The 19690-nt window shown below is 66.0% G+C and carries 10 protein-coding genes; 7 read left to right on the forward strand and 3 right to left on the reverse strand.

The genetic code is table 11. The features are described from left to right. Positions 1 to 55: 55 nt before the first annotated feature. Positions 56 to 1933 carry a PAS domain-containing sensor histidine kinase gene (locus tag B7R93_RS08755; RefSeq protein WP_232798222.1) on the reverse strand — a complete coding sequence of 626 codons (1878 nt, stop codon included), beginning with the start codon at positions 1931 to 1933 and terminating at the stop codon, positions 56 to 58. 534 nt (positions 1934 to 2467) lie between these two features. On the opposite strand from B7R93_RS08755, the gene B7R93_RS08760 reads away from it, so the two are divergent. From B7R93_RS08760 to B7R93_RS08785, 6 genes are all read left to right on the forward strand, one after another. After that, positions 2468 to 3955, forward strand: a complete 1488-nt coding sequence (locus B7R93_RS08760) for a dihydrolipoyl dehydrogenase family protein (protein ID WP_232798223.1) — start codon at positions 2468 to 2470, stop codon at positions 3953 to 3955. A 126-nt stretch (positions 3956 to 4081) separates the two neighbouring features. Continuing rightward, a complete protein-coding gene (locus B7R93_RS08765) occupies positions 4082 to 6067 on the forward strand; it encodes an Ig-like domain-containing protein (protein WP_103020398.1) in 1986 nt (661 codons plus the stop codon). Positions 6068 to 6105: 38 nt separating this feature from the next. Next, on the forward strand, positions 6106 to 7206 hold the full coding sequence (locus tag B7R93_RS08770; protein ID WP_232798224.1) for a YncE family protein: 1101 nt from the start codon (positions 6106 to 6108) through the stop codon (positions 7204 to 7206). After that, complete coding sequence (locus tag B7R93_RS08775) at positions 7203 to 7664, forward strand: GIY-YIG nuclease family protein (RefSeq protein WP_103020400.1); 462 nt, start codon at positions 7203 to 7205, stop codon at positions 7662 to 7664. Before B7R93_RS08770 ends, B7R93_RS08775 begins: the two co-directional genes overlap by 4 nt. A gap of 513 nt (positions 7665 to 8177) precedes the next feature. Further along, entirely contained in the window at positions 8178 to 11228 is a 3051-nt protein-coding gene (locus B7R93_RS08780) for an excinuclease ABC subunit UvrA (protein WP_103020401.1), read from the forward strand. A 191-nt stretch (positions 11229 to 11419) separates the two neighbouring features. After that, positions 11420 to 12793 (forward strand): ammonium transporter, encoded by a 1374-nt coding sequence (locus B7R93_RS08785; protein WP_103020402.1) that lies wholly within the window; start codon positions 11420 to 11422, stop codon positions 12791 to 12793. A gap of 180 nt (positions 12794 to 12973) precedes the next feature. Here the strand turns inward: B7R93_RS08785 and rodA are convergent, their stop codons facing one another. Together rodA and mrdA are read right to left on the reverse strand one after the other, a co-directional pair. Next, positions 12974 to 14236, reverse strand: coding sequence for a rod shape-determining protein RodA (gene rodA / locus B7R93_RS08790; RefSeq protein ID WP_103020403.1), 1263 nt, complete (start codon positions 14234 to 14236; stop codon positions 12974 to 12976). Then, entirely contained in the window at positions 14233 to 16170 is a 1938-nt protein-coding gene (gene mrdA / locus B7R93_RS08795; protein WP_103020404.1) for a penicillin-binding protein 2, read from the reverse strand. Before mrdA ends, rodA begins: the two co-directional genes overlap by 4 nt. Positions 16171 to 16587: 417 nt before the next feature. Between mrdA and B7R93_RS08800 the strand changes: the two genes are divergently transcribed. After that, entirely contained in the window at positions 16588 to 19686 is a 3099-nt protein-coding gene (locus tag B7R93_RS08800) for a basic secretory protein-like protein (RefSeq protein ID WP_232798225.1), read from the forward strand. Positions 19687 to 19690 lie beyond the last annotated feature (4 nt).

A 19690-nucleotide genomic window follows, 5' to 3' on the forward strand; every position in this document is an offset into this window, starting at 1 on the left:
CCCCGAGGCCGTCCCCATCCGCGTTCGACGGGGAACGTGGCCCGCGACCCCGTTGTCACGGCCTGCTGGGCCGTTGGGGCTCGGCCTCATCGGCGCGCGGGAGCTGCACGACAAACCGGCTCCCAACTCCTTTCTCGGTCTCAACGGCGACCGTACCGCCCATTGCGTCGGCTGCCTTCTTCGTTACGGCGAGGCCGATGCCCGTTCCTTCGTGGGTCCGCCCGCGTCCCTCCGAGGCCTGCCGAAACGCCTCGAACAGCTCCTCGACCTTGCCGGGATCCATTCCGATGCCCTCATCCTCGACCTCCAAGACCACGGCGTCCGTTGCCTGCCGGACGCGCACCCAGACGCGGTCCCCGTCCTGACTGTATTTGATCGCGTTGGACAAGAGATTGCGCAGGACAATCTGTACCCCTCCCTCGTCCGCCTGCGTGAAGACCGGTTGGTTGGGAAGTTCCACGCGGAGGTCAATGTTGTCCTCGTTGGCCTTCCGGCGGAACTGCCGAGCACTGCTCCGAATCTCGCTGGCGAGGTCGATCGGTTGGGCGGAGAAGTCGACCTCTCCCGTTTCCAGCTTCGACAGGTTCAGTACTGCGTTGAGTGTGTTGAGGAGCCGGTGACCGCTGTCTCTGATGAGATGGGCAAACTGCACGGCACGTTCTGTGGCGTCGTCCCTGGGCTCCTCTCCGATGGCCTCGGCAAATCCGATGATTGAGGTAAGCGGCGTTCGAATTTCGTGGCTCATGTTCGCAAGAAACACCGACTTGAGCCGGTTGGCCTCCTCGGCCTCCCAACGGGCCGTTTCGGCCTGCTGCTTTGCACGACGCAGTTCCTGCTCACGTGCCTTGCGCTCGGTTACGTCTGCAGCCAGGCACAGCCGGCGTCCCTCGTCCAGGTCGGTCCTCCACCACTCCGTCACGATCCGATCTCCTCCCTTCGTTCGCGGACGCGATTCGAAGCGGCCTGTTGGGGGCCCGGCAACGAACTCCAGGGCTTCACGCCGATCTTCGTCGTCCGGATACAAGAGTGTCCATGCATCGTCCCGGGCCCGGAGCTCGCCTTCGTCCCACCCCAAAACCTCCTCGAACTGGTCGTTCACGCGCTCAAACCGGGCGTGCTCATCGAGGAGAATGATCATCACGGGGGCGCTTTCGAAAACGGACTCGAACAGTTTCCGCATGCGATCGCTCTGGCGCTTGGCCGCCTCCAATTGGCGGGTGCGGCGGTCGACGGCCCCCTGCAGGACGAGGCCCCACATCGTGGCGACTGTCGCCAGTCCGCCGAGAACGAACAGGGCGATGCGGATGTACTTCCAGGCCAGGCCGCTCTGGACGAGGTCCGACGCATCGCGGGGCTCGATTCGGTACTGGTCTCCGTGCTGGCCCACAATCCCCGTTGCTTCGAGGAGGTCTCCCGTCTCGAATCGGTCGATCCGAACCCGGTCTTCGTGGCGTTGGGGGACGAAGAGGGACAGTTGGGCCGGCGAGGATCCGTCGGGGCTTTCGAGCACAAGAGACTTTCCGGCCGACGTGTGGCGCTTGGCGACGACCCGTCCCCGCGTCCGGGCGAGCCAGCCCTCGTAGTGCTCTTCGGCGGCGGTGGGCACGGTGAGGGGGACCGGCTCCGGGGTGTACGAGTCGGTGGAGACGACGCGGTACTGGACCACATCGATCGCGGTGAGGCCCTTTTCTTCAACGAGCCGCCCCCGAACAAGAAGGCTGTCGCCCCGGTGGAGGGGCGGGTCGTCGGGCAGACGGATGTGGATCCCGTCGGTGTCGTCCTGGAGGGCGGCCACGCCGGGACGAACGTGGGCCAACTGGGTGTGGGACGCGGTTACTCGTCCACTGAGCGCCAGGGTGTCGCCGAGCCGGTCGGGCCTGCCGTTTCCCTCCCCATCCGCGAGTACGGCCGAGATCATTGGCGTCAGGTTCATCCGAAGGCTGTCAGTTGAGCCCGCGGCCGAACAGGCGGGAGGGGGAGCACTGAACAGACACGCGGCCAGAAGGAGAGAAGAAAGGACTCGATCCATCTCGCAGTGAGACACAGAAGGACAAAACGACGGAGGCCCCCGTTTCCCCCAAACGCGAATCAGCCCGCTGGAGAAAGAGCCTCGCGTCCATGAGCGAGTGACTCGCCAGGACTGGTAAGAATCGACGGCCGCGGCCGTAAAGCCAAATTATGTTTTCTGAAACCACCTTCCTGGATTGCCTGACTTGAGTGTACGACATTGCTCTCGCCGGACACGGCCCCTGGTTGGCCTGCACGCGCGCCCGGGCTGCCCACGGAATGGTCTCGATCCCTTTGCCGGGGAGAGAAGAGCAAGGTGCTCGACCGGACCGGATTGCCTCGTTGTCGCCCCAGGTACCGAGGTCTCTGCACGCGGCGACGCCTTGTGTGCCAACGAGGGGACCCGCGGCCGTAACGGACCGTGCCGTCGGGCGACACAGCGTGTGCCACAATTTTCTGAATGAGTGAGTCCTCTCCTTTTATGACGACCGACTACGACGTCATTGTGATTGGCGGTGGGGCCGGCGGCCTCTCCGCAGCCGGCATCGCGACCAACCTCGGCGCTAAGACCACCATGATCGAGCGCGACGCGCTGGGCGGCGACTGCACATGGACCGGCTGCGTGCCGAGCAAGACGCTCCTAAAGGCTGCGAAAGTGGTCCACCAGGCCCGGACGGCCAGCACGTATGGCCTGACCGACCAGCCGGTCGACGTCGATTTTGCGGGCGTCATGGACCACGTCCGCCAGGTGCGGCGGGACGTGTACGAGGAGGCCGACGCCCCGGAGATCTTTGAGGACCTCGACATCGACGTGCGACAGGGGAACGCGCACTTCATCGACAGCCACACCGTGGCGGTGGAGCGGGAGGACGGGAGCACCGAGCAGGTGACGGGGACGTACATCATTGTCGCGGCGGGGGCGAGCCCGCTCGTGCCGCCCATCGACGGCCTCCAGGAGGTGGACTACCTTACGAACGACAGCCTGTTCGAACTGGACGAGCAGCCAGAGCGCCTCGCGATCGTGGGCGCCGGGCCCATTGGGACCGAGATGGCACAGGCCTTCACACGCCTGGGCACGGACGTGGTCGTGCTCGACATGGCCGACCGCATCCTCTCGAACGACGCCGCCGACCTCACTGCTACGCTGCGCACCACACTGGAGGAGGAAGGAGTGAAGTACAAGCTGGGGGCCGCGGCAGAGCGGGTGGCACAGGAGAATGGAGCCATCACGGTGGAAACGGGAGACGGAGAGACTGTTGAGACCGACGCGCTCCTCCTTGCCACGGGCCGCACGGCCAACGTCGATGGCCTCCACCTAAACACCGCGGGCATCGACTACTCCCGGAAGGGAATTACGGTCGACGACCGGTGCCGCACGAGTCAGGGCCACGTGTATGCCGTGGGCGACGTGACGGGGCGGTACCAGTTCACGCACATGAGCAATCACATGGCGAAGGTGGCCGTCACGAATGCCCTTCTGAAGATTCCCTCCAAAATCGACGCTGACCACGTGCCGTGGGTCACCTACACGGAGCCGGAGCTGGGCCACGTGGGGGCCCACGCGTCCGACCTCGACGAGCAGGGCGTCTCCTACGAGACCTACCACTTCCCCTACGACCAGCTCGACCGTGCCATCACCGAGGGCGCGACGACCGGCCAGATCAAGGTGCATGCCACGTCGCTCACCGGAAAAATCCTGGGCGCGAGCGTCCTCGGCGAGCGGGCGGGTGAGCTTATCACCGCGTTTACCATCGCCATGCGCAACGGCGTCACGCTCCGCAACATCGGCGACACGATTCATCCCTACCCGGCCTACGGCGAGGGGGTGCGCCGCGTGGCCGACCAGTGGTACGTGCAAAAGCAGTCGGCCACCGTCACAAAGGTGCTGCAGACGGTCTTCGGCTACCGCGGGCCGGTGTTGGAGTACGGGCCGGACGAGATCGTATGATCCACAAGACCGTAAGCACCGGGGAAAGCCATCACGGCGACGGCCAGAGAAGACGGGAAACCTGGAGGAATGGGGCCTGTGGAAAGGGATTGTGAATCTAGTTCCAATCCCTCTTCCGATCGTCTCATGCTCCACGTCTTCACATCGTCCCGTCCCCTTCTCCCGGTGGGACTCTGGGCCCTTGCGGGGCTCGTGTTTGCCGTCACGCCCGTCCTAGGACAGTCGCTCGACATCGACCCGTCCAGCCCGACCCTTCAGGTCGGCGAGAGCCAGCAGCTGAGGGCCTTCTACGTTGGGCCCGATGGCGAGCGGCGGCGGGATACCACCGTGGTCTTTCTGTCCCGCAACGGCAATGCGGCTCCGGCGACGCGGGGCGGAGAGGTGACGGCCAACGAGCCCGGGACCCACGAAATTATCGCCCTGCGTCCCGGCACCGCCAATCGGGACCGGATCGTACAGCGGGTGTCAATCACGGTGCGCCAGGCGGCGGTGGGGGAGGTGGCGTTCGCCGAGGCGCCGGCGCAAATGTATGCCGGGACGACGGTGCCCCTCACTGTGGAGGCGCGGGCGACGAACGGACGGGTCCGCGACGACGTGGCCGTCGAGGTGAAAAGCGAGGACCCGGGCGTCGCTACAGTTGACCGGCTGCGTCGCGTCCACGGCGCCGCCCCTGGCACCGTCACACTCACGGCTCAGGCTGAGGGCCACGAGGGGACGACGACCGTCGAGGTGGTGGAGAATCCGGTCGCGTCCCTCGACCTGAGCGGCGGGGCGGACTCGGCCCGCACCGGCGACGTGCTCGACTTTGCGGCGACGGCCCGCAGCGAGGCGGGCACCGCGGTGGGGGATGTCCCGATCCGGTACGCCGTGCGCACGGGCCAGACCGAAGACATTGCGCCGGGCGCGGCCGCTGAGATTGGCCCCAACGGGCGCTTCGTGGCGGAGGACGCCGGGCAGTACACCGTCGTCGCCACGAGTGGGGCGCACACTGCCACTCACACCGTCACGGTCACGCCGCGCGACCTCCCGGGCTCCATTGAGGTCGTCGACCACGCCCGCGTGTCGAACGTCCACACGTCCGACCTCTGGGTGTGGGAGGCGCCGGACGGCCGCGACTACGCCCTCACGGGCACCTGGGGCGGGGATGGCGAGGCGTACTTCTGGGACGTGACCGATCCCTCCGACATCACCCCCGTCGACACGGTCACCGTTGACGCCCGTACCGTTAACGACGTCAAGGTCAGTGAGGACGGGCGCACCTGCATCATCAGCCGGGAGGGCGCGTCCGACCGGAAGAACGGAATGGTCCTCCTCGACTGCTCGGACCCCACCGACGTGTCGATCGTCACCGAGTACACGAACCGCCTCACCGGGGGCGTCCACAACCTGTTCATCTACGAGGACCACGTCTACGCCCTCAGCAACGGCCGCCGCTACGAGATCATCAACATCGAGGATCGCGCCCACCCGAGGCGGGTCACTGACTTCGAGCTGGAGACGCCGGGCCACTCCATTCACGACGTGTGGGTGGAGGACGGCATCGCGTACTCCTCAAACTGGGACGATGGGATCGTGATGGTGGACGTGGGCAACGGCGTGAAGGGCGGGTCGCCCTCGAATCCCGTCGAGATTGGGCGGTACGCCTACCCGAGCGGCTGGAACCATGCGGCCTTTCCGTACGACGACCCGGAAACCGGCAAAGACTGGGTCGTCGCGGGGGACGAAGCGTTCCCCAACGGCTTGAACACCGAGAATGAGCCGACCATCCCGGACGGCTGGCTCCACTTCGTTGACGTGTCCGACCCGCAGGCCCCGTCTGAAGAGGCGCGCTACCGCGTGCCGGAGGCCGGCTCGCACAACTACTGGGTGGACGGCGACACGCTGTACGTCGCCTACTACAACGCCGGGCTGCGCGTGGTGGATCTCTCTGGCGACCTGAAGGGCAACCTCTACGAGCAGGGCCGCGAGATCGCGCACTTCAAGCCGCACGACCTGGAGGGCCGCATTCCCAACGCCGCCATGACGTGGGGCCCGCAGCCGCATAAGGGCCACATCTTCTTCTCCGACTGGAACTCGGGCCTCTGGGCGGTCGAATTGACGCGTGACGAGTAACGCATGACGAGCGACGCGTGATGTCGTGCATCCGAACCGTGCGATCCTCACTCCCCGCCCCCTCGTTTATCATGGACACCTGCCGCCTTCTCTTCTGGGTCGCCGTCCTGAGTGTCTTGACCGCCGTCCCCGCGCGTGGGCAAAACTACTACGCCTACGTCGCGTCGGAGTCGGCCGACGAGGTGGCCCTGGTGCGGTTCAACGCAGACACCGAATCGGCGACCGTTGAGGAAACCGTCCCCGTCGGCTACATCGCGCCGGAGACGGAAGGGGCGCACGGCATGACGGTGGCGCCGGACGGAGAGCACTGGTTCGTGTCCATCGCCCACGGCAAGCCCTACGGGCGCGTCGCCAAGTACGAGGCCGGCACGAACGCGAAGGTCGACACCGCGCACGTCGGCATGTTTCCGGCCACGATGGAGGTCGCCCCGTCCACCGGCCTGCTCCACGTCGTGAACTTCAACCTGCACGGCGAGCCAACCCCGGGCACCGTCTCCGTGGTCGATCCGGAGACGATGACGGAGATGGACAAGGTGAAGACCGGCATTATGCCGCACGGCTCCCGCTTTGCGCCGGACGGCCGCACGCACTACTCGGTGGGCATGATGGACGGCACGCTCTACGAGATCGACGCGCTGACGGGCCAGGTTACGCGCACCCTCACGACCGGTGAGGGGGCCCCAAAGCCGACGTGGGTGGACCCCCATCCCTCGCGGCCGCTGGCGTACGTGGCCCACAATGGGACCGACGAGGTGGCCGTGGTGAACCGGGACGACTGGGCGGTGACGCAGCGATTGCAGACCGGAGAAGGGACCGCGCCGTACAATCTGGAGGTGTCGCCGGATGGCTCGACGCTCGTCGTCTCGTACAAGGGCACCGGCGAGACGGGCATCTGGAACCTGGAGACCGGCGAGCGGGCGGCCCGCCTGCCAAATACGCAGTCCGTCACGCACGGTGTCGTGATCTCCCCGGACAGCCGCTACGCGTTTGTCTCGGCGGAGGGAAAGGGGGACGACCCGGGCGCGGTCGACGTGTTTGACCTCCGCACGAATGAGCGGGTCGCCTCGGTGGAGGTCGGGCCGCAGGCGGGCGGCATTGCGTTCTGGAAGACGGACGCGACGATCCCCTCCGCCCGATGACGGACGCGCCCGGAACGTACGCGCTTCTCTTGCGGGCCGACGAGGCCGGTGAGACTGAGATAGGGGCCCTGTCCGTGATGCCGATCCGGCCCGGCGTCTACATCTACGTAGGCAGCGCCTTCGGCCCGGGCGGGCTGCAGGCCCGGGTGGGGCGGCATGCGCAGGGCGACGGGGCGCTGCACTGGCACGTCGACTACCTCCGCGCCGTCACGACCCTGGAGGTCGTCTGGTACACCCACGATGCCAAGCGCCGCGAGTGCACGTGGGCCGAGGTGCTTCGGTCGCGTGCCGAGGCCACGGTGCCGGTCGACGGCTTTGGAGCGTCGGACTGTACCTGCCCGGCCCACCTGGTTCGTCCAGACTCTGTCCCGTCCGTCTCTGCGTTTCGGACGCGTCTCCACGAACAATGCCCCGATCATGGCCCCGTGGAGCGGGCCGGGCCGAACGATCTCCTGTGATCCCGTGGGGCGCGGCTGACTTTTCCATAGGTGCCGGTCCTGCTCTCGCGTGTTGCCGTGCGCTTCTTTCCTCCCAAATCTTCGTGCGCATCCCCGGCATCCTCCTCTGGGGCCTCTTTGGCAGCGTCTACACGGGCCGTGACGGGTGGGCATCCCGTTTGGGCCGCACTGCTTCGAGATCGGCACGTTCACGTTCCCGCCGTTTGGCCGCACGGCGGCGCGGCGCGGACGAGGAGTTCCTGTGGCGTGGGCGGCGCCGATCGTGCGTTTCGGGCCAATCCTGCGGTCGGACTCATCGAGCGTCGATCCGCAACGCCCCCGCAACATCTCCGTCCCAGCCCGCAGCACCCCCAGCCCATTGCGAAACGCCCACTCGCCCCAATGGTGTAACTTTCTCTATGGCCTTCGGCCCCTCACGCGCTACGATTCCCGCAATACAAAATACGGATTTTGAGGGGGCGCCGAGGTCTATAGATTGGAGTTTCCCCTTCCACGAAAACGGTCCGTCCCCGCATGCCCGAGCACATCACCCTTCGCGGTGCGCGCGAGAACAACCTGCAGGCCATCGACCTCGACATTCCCCGCAACCGGCTCGTCGTGGTGACCGGCCTGTCGGGGTCCGGCAAGTCGAGCCTCGCGTTCGACACGATCTTTGCCGAGGGCCAGCGGCGCTACATGGAGAGCCTGAGCGCCTACGCCCGTCAGTTTCTGGAGATGATGGAGCGGCCCGAGATCGACTACGTCGACGGCCTCTCGCCGGTGATCTCCATCGAGCAGAAGACCGTCTCCGGCAACCCGCGCTCCACGGTCGGGACCGTCACGGAGGTGTACGACTTCCTGCGCCTGCTCTACGCCCGGGCCGCCACGGCCTACTCCTACGAGACGGGCACCCGGATGCGGCAGCAGAGCGACGACGAGATTGTGGACGGGATTCTCGACTTTCCGGAGGGCACCCGCCTGCAGATCCTGGCGCCGGTGGTCCGGGGGCGCAAGGGCCACTACCGCGAGCTCTTCGAGCAGACCTCCGCGCAGGGCTTTGAGCGGTTTCGCGTGGACGGCACGATGCGCGTTTACGAGGAGGACATGAAGCTGGAGCGATACGAGACGCACGACGTGGAGGTGGTCATCGACCGCCTCGCCATCAAGGACGGCATCCGCTCGCGGGTGGGCCAGTCCGTCGAGACCGCCCTGGAGATGGGGGGCGGCACGCTCATCACGGACGTGGTCGATGGGCCGGCGGGCGTAGAGACGGGGGACCACCTTTTCAGCCGCGACCTCGTCGATCCCGAGACGGGCCTGTCCTACGAGGAGCCCTCGCCCAACATGTTTTCGTTCAACACGCCGTACGGCGCGTGCTCGGAGTGCGAAGGCCTGGGCACGGCGAAGAAAATTGCCCCGCACCTCGTCGTTCCCCACCCGGAGAAGACGATCGACGAGGGCGCGCTGGCCCCGCTTGGGGAGCCGCGCGACATCTGGATCTTCAACCAGCTGGAGGCGGTCGCAGAGGCATACGGGTTCGACTTCGACACCCCGATCGAGGCCCTGAGCGACGAGCAGCGGGCGGTCATCCTGGAGGGGGCCGGCGACGAGCAGTTCGAGATCGAATACGGCTACAAGGGGCGTGAGGTGCAGTACAAGCACCGCTTCGACGGCCTCTACGACCACATCTGGCACACCTACGAGGAAACGAGCTCGTCGAAGAAGCGGCGGCGGGCCGAGTCGTTCATGCGCGAGATGGACTGCCCGGCGTGCGGCGGCGGGCGCCTCAAGGACGAGAGCCTTCACTACCGCATCGGCGACCGGTCGATCGCCGACCTGGCGCAGATGGACCTCACCCAGCTCCGCGACTTCGTGGAGGAGGTCCCGTTCGATACCGAGCGACAAACGCGCATCGGGGCGCCGATCGTAAAGGAGGTGCGCGAGCGGCTCGACTTCCTCATCGGGGTGGGCGTGGGCTACCTCACGCTCGACCGCCCGGCCCGCACCCTCAGCGGGGGCGAGAGCCAGCGGATCCGTCTTGCCACGCAGGTGGGCACGCAGCTCACCGGTGTCCTTTACGTCCTCGACGAGCCGACCATCGGCCTGCACCCGCGCGACAACGACCGCCTTATCGAGAGCCTCGAAAGCCTACGCGACCTCGGCAACTCGGTGGTGGTGGTGGAGCACGATCGCGACATGATTGAGGCCGCCGATCACGTGGTCGACCTCGGCCCGGGGGCCGGCGTCCACGGGGGGCACGTCATCACCACGGGCCCGCCGTCCGTCCTGACGGTCGATCCGGCGGAACAGCCCAACGGGGCGGCGACCAACCGTACGGCCGAGCACGAGATCGAAGACAATGGCGTGGCGCGCCAGCAGGTGGCCGAGCGCGCCGCGGACTACGACAGCGACCACTACGACTTTGAGAGCTTTACCGCCGCCTACCTGCAGGGCGAGCGCGTCATCCCGCTGCCCGATACGCGCCGCGACGGCACCGGCGAGTCGATCACGTTGAAGGGGGCCACGGGCCACAACCTGAAGGGAGAGGACGTGGACGTCCCGCTGGGCACATTGACCTGCGTCACCGGGGTCAGCGGCTCCGGCAAGTCGACCCTCGTCAACCAGACGCTCTTTCCGATTCTACACCGGCACCACCACAACGCCAAGACGGTGCCGCTGCCCTACGACCGCGTCGAGGGCATCGACCACGTCGACAAGGTCATCGAGATCGACCAGCAGCCCATCGGCCGCACGCCACGCTCCAACGCGGCCACCTACACGAAGTTGATGGACTACCTGCGGGACCTCTTTGCCCAGCTGCCGGAGGCCGAGATCCGCGGCTACACCAAGAGCCGTTTCAGCTTCAACACGGACCCCGGCCGCTGCGACAAGTGCGGGGGCACCGGCACGGTCACGCTGGAGATGAATTTCCTCCCGGACGTGGACGTCACCTGCGACGAGTGCGACGGTCGGCGCTACGGGCCCGAGACGCTGGAGGTGGAGTATAAGGGCAAGAACATCGCCGAGGTGCTGGACATGACCGTCGCGGAGGCGGTCGACTTCTTCGAAAACCAGCCGCGCCTCGTCCGCGCGCTGAAGACGCTCGACGCGGTGGGCCTCGGCTACCTCACCCTCGGCCAGTCGTCCACCACGCTCAGTGGCGGGGAGGCGCAGCGCGTGAAGCTGTCGAAGGAGCTTTCTCGCCCCGGCACCGGCGACACGCTCTACATTCTCGACGAGCCGACTACCGGGATGCACTTCGAGGACGTGCGTCATCTCCTCAACGTCCTGCACGGGCTCGTCGATGAGGGCAACACCGTGATGGTCATCGAGCACAACATGGACGTCATCAAGCAGGCCGACCACGTGATCGACCTCGGTCCTGACGGCGGGCGTGAGGGGGGAGAGATCCTGTTTGAGGGCCGGCCCGAGGCCCTGGCCGAGGCCGACACGCACACGTCTGCCTATCTGCGGGAGGAACTGGAGCGCACCCGAACCGCGCAGACCGACGCAGAGAAGACGGCCCCCGTGGGCGAATCGGGCGACGGAATCTCTTCGGGACAGCCAGAGCCGGCGGCAGAGTGACGATGTCGGGCGGCCGTCTCATTCGCACGAGAGATTCTGAAATGTGGTGATCCTGTTAAATGAATGATCGGAAGCGGGTTCGGGTCTAGTGGGAGCGCTTTTATACAGGCCGACTTTTTGTGGTTTTAGGGGAGTATTGGTAGAGTAAATGGCGTAATCGTCGCCCATTACAAAAAATACTTCTCTTCGGGATGCGAAAACGCCCTCTCCTTCTTTCCGTCGTTGGGCTTCTGCTCGTTCCCATCGGGGTCGACGCCATGCCGGCCTCGGATCCCACAAACGTTGCCGAGACGCTGCAATCGGCGGGGCAGACGCAGACGAATCTGAACTACGTCTGGACGATCCTCGCCGCGGCGCTGGTCTTCTTCATGCAGGCGGGCTTTGCGCTGCTGGAGTCCGGCTTCTCGCGGGCGAAGAACGCGGTGAACATCATCATGAAGAATGTGATGGACGCCTCGGCCGGGGCGCTGGTCTTCTTCGCGGTCGGTTTTGGGCTGATGTTCGGCCCCTCCTGGGGCGGCCTCATCGGCACCGACGGCTTCTTCCTCACCGGCACGGGCGACCAGCCGCAGACCTGGGTCTATGCCTTCTACTTCTTCCAGGCGGTCTTTGCGGCCACGGCGGCCACCATCGTCTCCGGGGCAGTCGCCGAACGCATCAAGTTCAGCGGCTACCTGATCTTCTCCGTCACCATCACGGGGCTCATCTATCCGGTGTTCGGGGCCTGGGCGTGGGGCGGCCTCTTCAACGGAAGCGGCTGGCTGGAGGCGCTCGGCTTCATCGACTTTGCCGGGTCGACGGTCGTCCACAGCGTCGGCGGCTGGGCGGCGCTGGCCGGCGCGTTGGTCGTGGGGCCCCGAGTCGGCAAGTACGCGGACGACGGCACGCCGCGCAGCATTCCGGGGCACAGCCTTCCCCTGGCGGCACTCGGCGTGTTCATCCTGTGGCTCGGGTGGTTCGGCTTTAACGCGGGCTCCACGACGGCCGGGTCCCCCGCGATCGCCAAGATTGCCATGAACACGTTCGTCGCGGCGGGGGCCGGGGCGGTGGCGGCCATGACCATCACCTGGATCGACGGCGGCACACCGGACGCCACGATGACGCTGAACGGCGTGCTCGGCGGCCTGGTCGGCATCACCGCGGGGTGCGCGGCCCTCACGCCGCCGTACGCCCTCCTCACGGGGGCCATCGCGGGCGCCGTGGTGGTTTACGGCACCCGCGCACTGGAATGGTACGTCGACGACCCGGTGGGGGCCATTGCCGTGCACGGGCTGGCCGGGGCGTGGGGGACCATCGCCGCGGGCCTGTTCAACTCCGCCGGCTTCAGCTTGTCGCAGGTGGGCGTGCAGTTCGTGGGCGTGGCGGCGGCGTTCCTGTGGACCTTTCCCGTGAGCTACCTCGTCTTCTCGGGCGTCGACGCCGCGATTGGCCTTCGCCTCAACGGGAAGAAGGAGACGGTCGGGCTCGATCGCATGGAGCACGACATCGAGGCGTACCCGGAGTTCACGACGGATGGGGACCCTCAGGCCCCGGCGCCCGAGACGGACGAGGTGGTTGCCCGGTAGCGGCGCGGCCCCTCCACCATCCCCTCGTGCCCGGGGGGGAACGAGCGGTGTTTTCCTCCGGGGGGAGCGCTTGGCGATGCGGGGGACAGGCTCCCCAACATCACGGCAAACGCGACGGCCGCAGGGACGAACCCAATGGGGGCCTGGTCCTCGTGGACGTTTGTGTGGGGCTTGAAGAGATCAGTATCCGTAGATCGAGAGGTCCTCGCGTCGCATGTGGGTGTTGAGGACGATGGCCAGCAGGGCCGTGTTCGCGAGCATGGCCGAGCCCCCGTACGAGAGGAACGGCAGCGGAAGCCCGATGACGGGCAGCATGCCGGTGACCATGCCGATGTTGATGAAGATGTGGATCAGGTAAACCCCCACGGCCCCCGCAGCCACGATGCTGCCGAACGGGTGTTTGACGTCTGCTCCCAGTTTGATCAACCGCAGCAGGAGGACGGCCAGCAGGCCCAACACGAGCAGCGATCCCACGAGGCCAAACTCTTCGGCGACGACGCTGAAGATAAAGTCGGTCGTCTGCTCCGGCACGTAGGCGCCCTGCGTCTGGGGCCCCTGCATGAATCCGGTTCCCCAGAGCCCGCCGGAAGAGAGGGCTGCCTTCGACTGTACGAGGTGAAAGCCCACGCCCTGCCGAAATTGTTCGGCCTCCGGGTTCGTAAACGACAACAGCCGCTCCACTTGATAGGGCTGCAGGACCTTGCGGAGCACAAACGAGACGACGGCGGTGATGCCGGCGGTAAAGGTGGCCGCCAGGACGGCGATGGAGCGTCGGCCGGAATACATCCAGAGCCCGCCCGTGAGCAGGACGGCAAACGCGAGGGCGGCCGGGGTAGACACGAGTGCGAGGTAGCCCGCAATGGGGGGCGAGATCATGAGCAGCAGAACAGAGAGGGACAAGCCGCTCCAGAAGAGCATGATGGGCACGAGGCCAAGAAAGACGAGGGCGGTGCCCAGGTCGTTTTGCAGGATGACGAGCACGGCCGGGACGACGATCAGGGCCGCGGCCTTCAGAGCAAACCGCAGGTCCTGTCCAGCTCGGGTGTGGCGCTCGGACAAGAGCTGTGCCACGGCGAGGACCGTCCCGACCTTCGCCAGCTCCGACACCTGTAGCCGCAGCGGACCGAGGGCGAGCCATGCGCGGGTGCCGTGCACCTCCACCCCCATCACGAGAGACAGCACAAGGAGGACGAGCGTCGCGGCGTAGATCGGGTAGGCCGCGTACCGCAAAAAACGGACGGGCAGCAGGAGGGTCCCCCCAATCCCCACGGTCGACACGCCGATCCACAGGAACTGGCGAGCGAAGTTGCTCTGGGCGCCCTGGCCGATGTACTCGGCCGCTGGGCCGTGGGTGATGCTGTAGAGGGCCACGAGGCTGACGGCCACGAGCCCGATCCATAGCAGCAGGGTCCAGGGATCCAGTTTCCAGCTCGGAGCTTTCATGGACGATCGCTCGGCGATGAGGCGCTGGGGCGGGAGGAGTCAGGGGGCGTCGGGGCGGTAGACTGGGGGGCGGTTTGCACGGCGGGTGTCGGCTGGGAAGAGGATGGGGAAGACGGGGGCTTTTCCTCCGGGGTGCTACGCACTTCCTCGCGCAGGCGCCGTTTCCAGTATTGCCGCTCCCACGTGTCCGCAATCGTTCCCGTCAGGTACTTTTCGGCCATCAGGCTCGCGATGGGGGCCGCGGCGGTGGCCCCGTAGCCCGCATTTTCGACGACCACCGCAAGGGCGATCTCGGGGTCGTCGTACGGCGCAAACATGATAAACAGTGAGTGATCCTCGCCGTGTGGGTTCTGGGCCGTGCCCGTTTTGCCGGCGCTGGGGATGTTGGGGATCTGGACCCATTGGCCGGTGCCGTCGGTCATGACGCGATGCATGCCCTCCTGCACGACCCCAAAGTGCGACGGATCGACCGGGATTGGATCCGGGGGCGGAAGCTCCGGGCGCTGAGACGCGCCCGTTTCGGGATGAACGGCCTTGCGGACGAAGTGGGGAGGGGGGAGGCGGCCGCCGTTTCCGAGGGCCGCCGCGTACCGGGCCAGTTGGAGCGGCGTCACGGACATGTCGCCCTGGCCGATGCCGAGGTTGATGGTATAGCCGTCCGTCCAGCGGCCGTACATGCGGTCGAAGTAGGAGGAATCGGGGACGAGCCCTCTTTCTTGCCGGAATTCGTCGAGGGGCACCTCCTGTCCGAACCCAAATTCCAAGGCCCAATCGTGCCAGGTGGCCAGGGTCATCTCTTCCATGACCTGGTAGAAGAAGGTGTTGCACGACACCTCCAGGGCCTTTGCCACGGTGATGCGCCCCTCGTCTTGCCCGTCATGGTTTTTGAACGCCCGTCGCCCGATCCGGTAGCTCGGCGGACAGTCCATGCGTTCCGAAGCAGTGAGCATCCCGGTTTCGAGGGCGACGAGGGCCATGAATGGCTTCCAGGTAGAGCCCGGGGGATAGCCGCTTTGGGTGGCGCGGTTGTAAAGCGGGTCGCGCGGGTCCGAGCGGAGGCTGTCCCAGGCCGCCGTGGTCACCGACCGGGCAAACAAGGACGGGTCGAAGTCCGGCGTGCTGACGAGGGACAGGATGCCGCCGGTGTCGGGGTCGAGGGCGACGGCCGCGCCGCGCTTGCCCACGAAGAGCGATTCGGCAAGGGCCTGCACCTCGTGGTCGAGGGTCAGGTGCAGGTCGTGGCCGCCCACCGGGGGGGTGTCCATGGTGCCATTCTGGTACTGCCGGACCTCCGTTCCGTGCACATTGACGAGCACCATTTCGTGACCCCGGTCGCCCCGCATCATCGACTCGTAGGCGTGCTCCACCCCCGTGCGCCCGACGCGGTCCCCCGCCCGGTAGCCGGTGGGCATGCCGGACAGCGTCTGGCGATCAATTTCGTGGACGTAGCCGAGGGCGTGGGCCGCCCGGGCGGCCGTGTGGTAGCGCCGCCGCAGCTCCACGTCGTACGATACGCCGGGAAGCTCGTAGAGGTGCTCCTGCACGCGGCTGAACGTATCAAACGAGACCTCCCGGAACGAGGGGGTAGGACGAAAGGCATTTCGGTCACGTGCCTCCCGCAATCGGCGGCGCACCGTCGAGTCGGCCACGCCCAGCAAATCGGCCAGTAGCGGGCCCTTCGACGCATCGAAGTACCGGGGCGTCAGCAGGATCGTGTAGGTGGGCCGGTTGTCGACCAGGAGTGTGCTGTCCCGGGCGTACATGGCCCCTCGGGCCGCCTCCACCGACTGCTCCCGCACGGCACTGCCGGGGGGCGTGCCGCCCTCGGTGGCTCCGTTGAAGCCCTGCAACTGCACCAGACGAAGCCCGAGAAGAAGGAAAAGAAACACGACAACCCCGGCGTAGATCCGGACCCGGGTGCGATACTCATCCATGCGGGTGCAGTGGGAAGAACAGGTGTGCGCAGGGCAGCGATGGTAGAAGGGCTGGGCTGCTGTCTAAAATCGCCTTCCAAACGGCGAGGGGAACAACATAGGTCCACAGGTCCTGTGCCGGTGCGAGAGCAAACAGCCTCGTTCCATCCGCGGTGGACCCTCGTTCCTATCGAAAGGTTTTAGTTCCTGGAGAAGGCGGACCTTGAGCGCACCGCTTCCCAGACAGGCATCCCGGCCAAAAGCTGGGCGTTGGTAAAGAAAACACAGACACCAGTGTTTGGGGACAGCAAGTTCCGTTCCGCGTGCGTTCCCATTTCGGGGGCGTAACGATCGAACCCTTCCCCATCCTAACCAATACACCTGGGGCCCCGGTTCGGGTGTAGGTTTCGTAAAGCCTCGTTGATGTCCTTGGCCGCCATGCAGCGATTTCTTGCCCGTTTCTCCTACGCTTTTGTTGCCCTTTCGGTTGCCTCGATGATTGGGGCCGTGGGGCCGGCGTCGGCCCAGTACTTTGGACAGAATAAGGTCCAGTACGAACAGTTTGACTTCCAGTCCTTCGAGACGGACCAGTTTGACATCTACTTCTATCCGAAGGAGCGGCAGGCCGTTGAGGACGCGGCCCGAATGGCGGAGCGATGGTACGATCGCCACTCCCGCACCTTCCTCCGCGAGTTCCAAGAGAAGAAGCCGCTGATCTTCTACGCCAACAGTCCTGACTTTCAGCAGACCAACGCTGTGCGTGGGCAGCTGGGACAAGGGACCGGCGGGGTGACGGAGAGCATTAAGGAGCGCGTCATCATGCCGCTCACGGGAAGCTACGGGGAAACCGATCACGTGCTCGGGCACGAGCTGGTCCACTCTTTCCAGTACGACATTGCCCTGCGCAAAGACAACGAGGGGTTTTCGCTTCGCAACCTGCCGCTGTGGTTCATCGAGGGCATGGCCGAGTACCTCTCGGTGGGGCGGCAGGACTCCCACACCGCGATGTGGATGCGGGACGCGGCTGTGCGTGAGGACCTGCCCACCATCCGGCAGCTCACGCGCGATCAGCAGTCCTACTTTCCCTACCGCTACGGCCAAGCGTACATGGCCTACATCGGCGGCAAGTACGGCGACGCCACCGTCACCGACCTCTACAAAATGAGCGGCCGGGTGGGGCTCGACTCGGCCTTCGTCTACACGCTCGGCATCACGGCGGACTCGCTGTCGGAGGAGTGGAAGCAGTCCACCCGCGACGCGTTCCTGCCGAGCACCGAGGACCGAACGCCGGTCGACTCGGTGGGCACGGCGGTCATTGGAGAGCCGGGCGGCGACAATCAGCTTAACATTTCTCCGGCGGTGAGCCCGGACGGGCGCTACGTGTCCTTCATTTCGCGTCGCAATCTCTTCAACACCAACCTCTTCGTTGCCGACGCGGAGACCGGCGAGATTGTGCAGGAACTGGAGGGCACCCGGTCGAATCCACGCTTCGATGCGCTCCGGTTTATCAACTCGGCGGGGGCGTGGTCGCCCGGCGGGCGGCGGTTTGCGTTCATCACGTTTGCGGACGGCCGCAACGAGATCAATACCTTTAACGTCCAGACCGGCGAAATCAAGACGCGCACGGCGGTGGAAGACATCGGCGCGATCCACAACTTGGCCTGGTCTCCCGACGGGCAGTCCATCGCCTTTTCGGGGCTGGAGGGCGGACTGAGTGACCTGTACGTCTACGACCTGGAGCAGAAAAGCGTGCGCCAGCTCACCAACGACCGGTACGCGGCCCTGCAGCCGACGTGGTCGCCGGACGGGGAGACCCTCGCGTTCACGACCGACCGCGGACCGAACGGTACAAACTTTGAGACGCTCGAATACGCGGAAGAACGCATTGGGCTGATCGATGTCGAGTCCAGGGAGATGCGGACGCTCCGGCCCTTCTTTGAGGGCATGCAGCACAATCCGCAGTTCAGCCCGGACGGCCGCAGCATCTACTTCGTCGCCGACCAGGACGGGTTCAAGGACGTGTACCGCTACGACCTAGACGAGGAGGCCACCTACCGTGTTACGGAGCTGCAGACCGGTGTGAGCGGCATCACGGCCCTCTCCCCCACCCTGTCGGTGGCCCGGCGGAGCGGGCGGATGATGTTCTCGGTCTTCTCGAACGGGGGCTACTCCATCGTGGGGCTCTCGCCGGAGGAGACGAAAGGTGAGCGGATGACGCCAGAGGAGGACGCCAGTACCGCGGCGCTGCTCCCTCCCGTGCAGCCGAAGGGCGAGGGGCTGGTGGGCAGCTACCTGGAGGACCCGTCGACAGGACTGAAGGACGTGGACTCTACCCAAACGTCGAAGGCCAGCGACCGGCTGTACCTTGACCGGATTGTGCCGCCCTCGGTGGGCGCCTCCGTCGGTGGGCCCGTTGGCACCCAGGTGGCGGGGGGGATCGGCTTCCTGTTTAGCGATATGCTTGGGCACCGCAACCTGAGCGTCTTCGTGCAGGCGAACGGGACGATCAAGGACATTGGGGGGGGCGTCTCCTACTCCAACCAAGAGAACCGACTCAACTACGGCGTGGGGCTCTCGCACCAGTCGTCGGCCTTCGGGCAGGTCGGGCGCACACGCAACGGAGGCGTCGTGCAGGTTGTGCAGCGAATTTTCCGAACGCAGGCGGGGGTGCAAACGAGCTACCCGCTCTCCCAAACGAATCGGCTCGAGCTGGGCCTCGGGGGCACGCGGTACGGATTTAGCCAGACCGTCCGTCAATTCGGACAGTCCCAGGAGATCGACGGCGGTACGGTTCGTGATCCCATCTACTTCGGGCGGGCCAGCCTCGCGTACGTCGGCGACTTTTCCAGCTCGGGGTTGACGTCCCCCTTGCAGGGCGGGCGCTACCGCTTCCAGGTGACGCCCCAGTTCGGGTCCCGAAACTTCGTGTCGGTGCTGGCGGACTACCGGCGCTACTTCTATCGTGAGCCGGTCACGTTTGCGGTGCGGGGCCTGCACCGCGGCAACTACGGGGCGGGCGAGTTTAGTGGGGGGCTGACGGACAGCTTCGTCCGCGAGACGCTCGGCGACCCCTACCAGTCGGGCTTCGTGCGGGGCTATAGCTTCAACTCGATCTTCGAGGAGCCGAAGTGTCGGCAGCAAACCTCTGCCTGTGACGTGGGACGACTTCTCGGAACCCGAATGGCACTCGGCAGCGCCGAGGTGCGCCTCCCGCTGCTGGGCCCGGAGGTCCTGAGCCTCTCGACCTTCGAGTACCTGCCGACCGACCTTGTGCTCTTTGCCGACGCCGGTGTGGCGTGGACGAGCGAAGACCTGACGGAGTTGTCGTTTTCCTCAAACACGATTGGGACGGGCGCGAATGGGCGGCTGGGGGCGGGCACTTCAGAGAGCTCCGTGTCGGCCGAGCCCGTGACCAGTGCGGGGGTCTCGGCACGCGTGAATGTGCTGGGCGCGATCGTCATGGAGGCGTTTTACGCCCGCACGTTCCAGCGCACCAAGAATTGGGACTTCGGGCTCATCCTGCGGCCCGGATGGTAGGCCG

This window comes from Salinibacter altiplanensis (assembly GCF_002894645.1).
GTDB lineage: Bacteria > Bacteroidota > Rhodothermia > Rhodothermales > Salinibacteraceae > Salinibacter > Salinibacter altiplanensis.

Coding starts and splice junctions, on each gene's coding strand:
- mrdA (WP_103020404.1), bottom strand. CDS start 16,170: ATGGATGAGTATCGCACCCGGGTCCGGATCTACGCCGGGGTTGTCGTG.
- B7R93_RS08785 (WP_103020402.1), top strand. CDS start 11,420: ATGCGAAAACGCCCTCTCCTTCTTTCCGTCGTTGGGCTTCTGCTCGTT.
- B7R93_RS08780 (WP_103020401.1), top strand. CDS start 8,178: ATGCCCGAGCACATCACCCTTCGCGGTGCGCGCGAGAACAACCTGCAG.
- B7R93_RS08755 (WP_232798222.1), bottom strand. CDS start 1,933: ATGAACCTGACGCCAATGATCTCGGCCGTACTCGCGGATGGGGAGGGA.
- B7R93_RS08760 (WP_232798223.1), top strand. CDS start 2,468: ATGAGTGAGTCCTCTCCTTTTATGACGACCGACTACGACGTCATTGTG.
- B7R93_RS08800 (WP_232798225.1), top strand. CDS start 16,588: ATGCAGCGATTTCTTGCCCGTTTCTCCTACGCTTTTGTTGCCCTTTCG.
- rodA (WP_103020403.1), bottom strand. CDS start 14,236: ATGAAAGCTCCGAGCTGGAAACTGGATCCCTGGACCCTGCTGCTATGG.
- B7R93_RS08765 (WP_103020398.1), top strand. CDS start 4,082: ATGCTCCACGTCTTCACATCGTCCCGTCCCCTTCTCCCGGTGGGACTC.
- B7R93_RS08775 (WP_103020400.1), top strand. CDS start 7,203: ATGACGGACGCGCCCGGAACGTACGCGCTTCTCTTGCGGGCCGACGAG.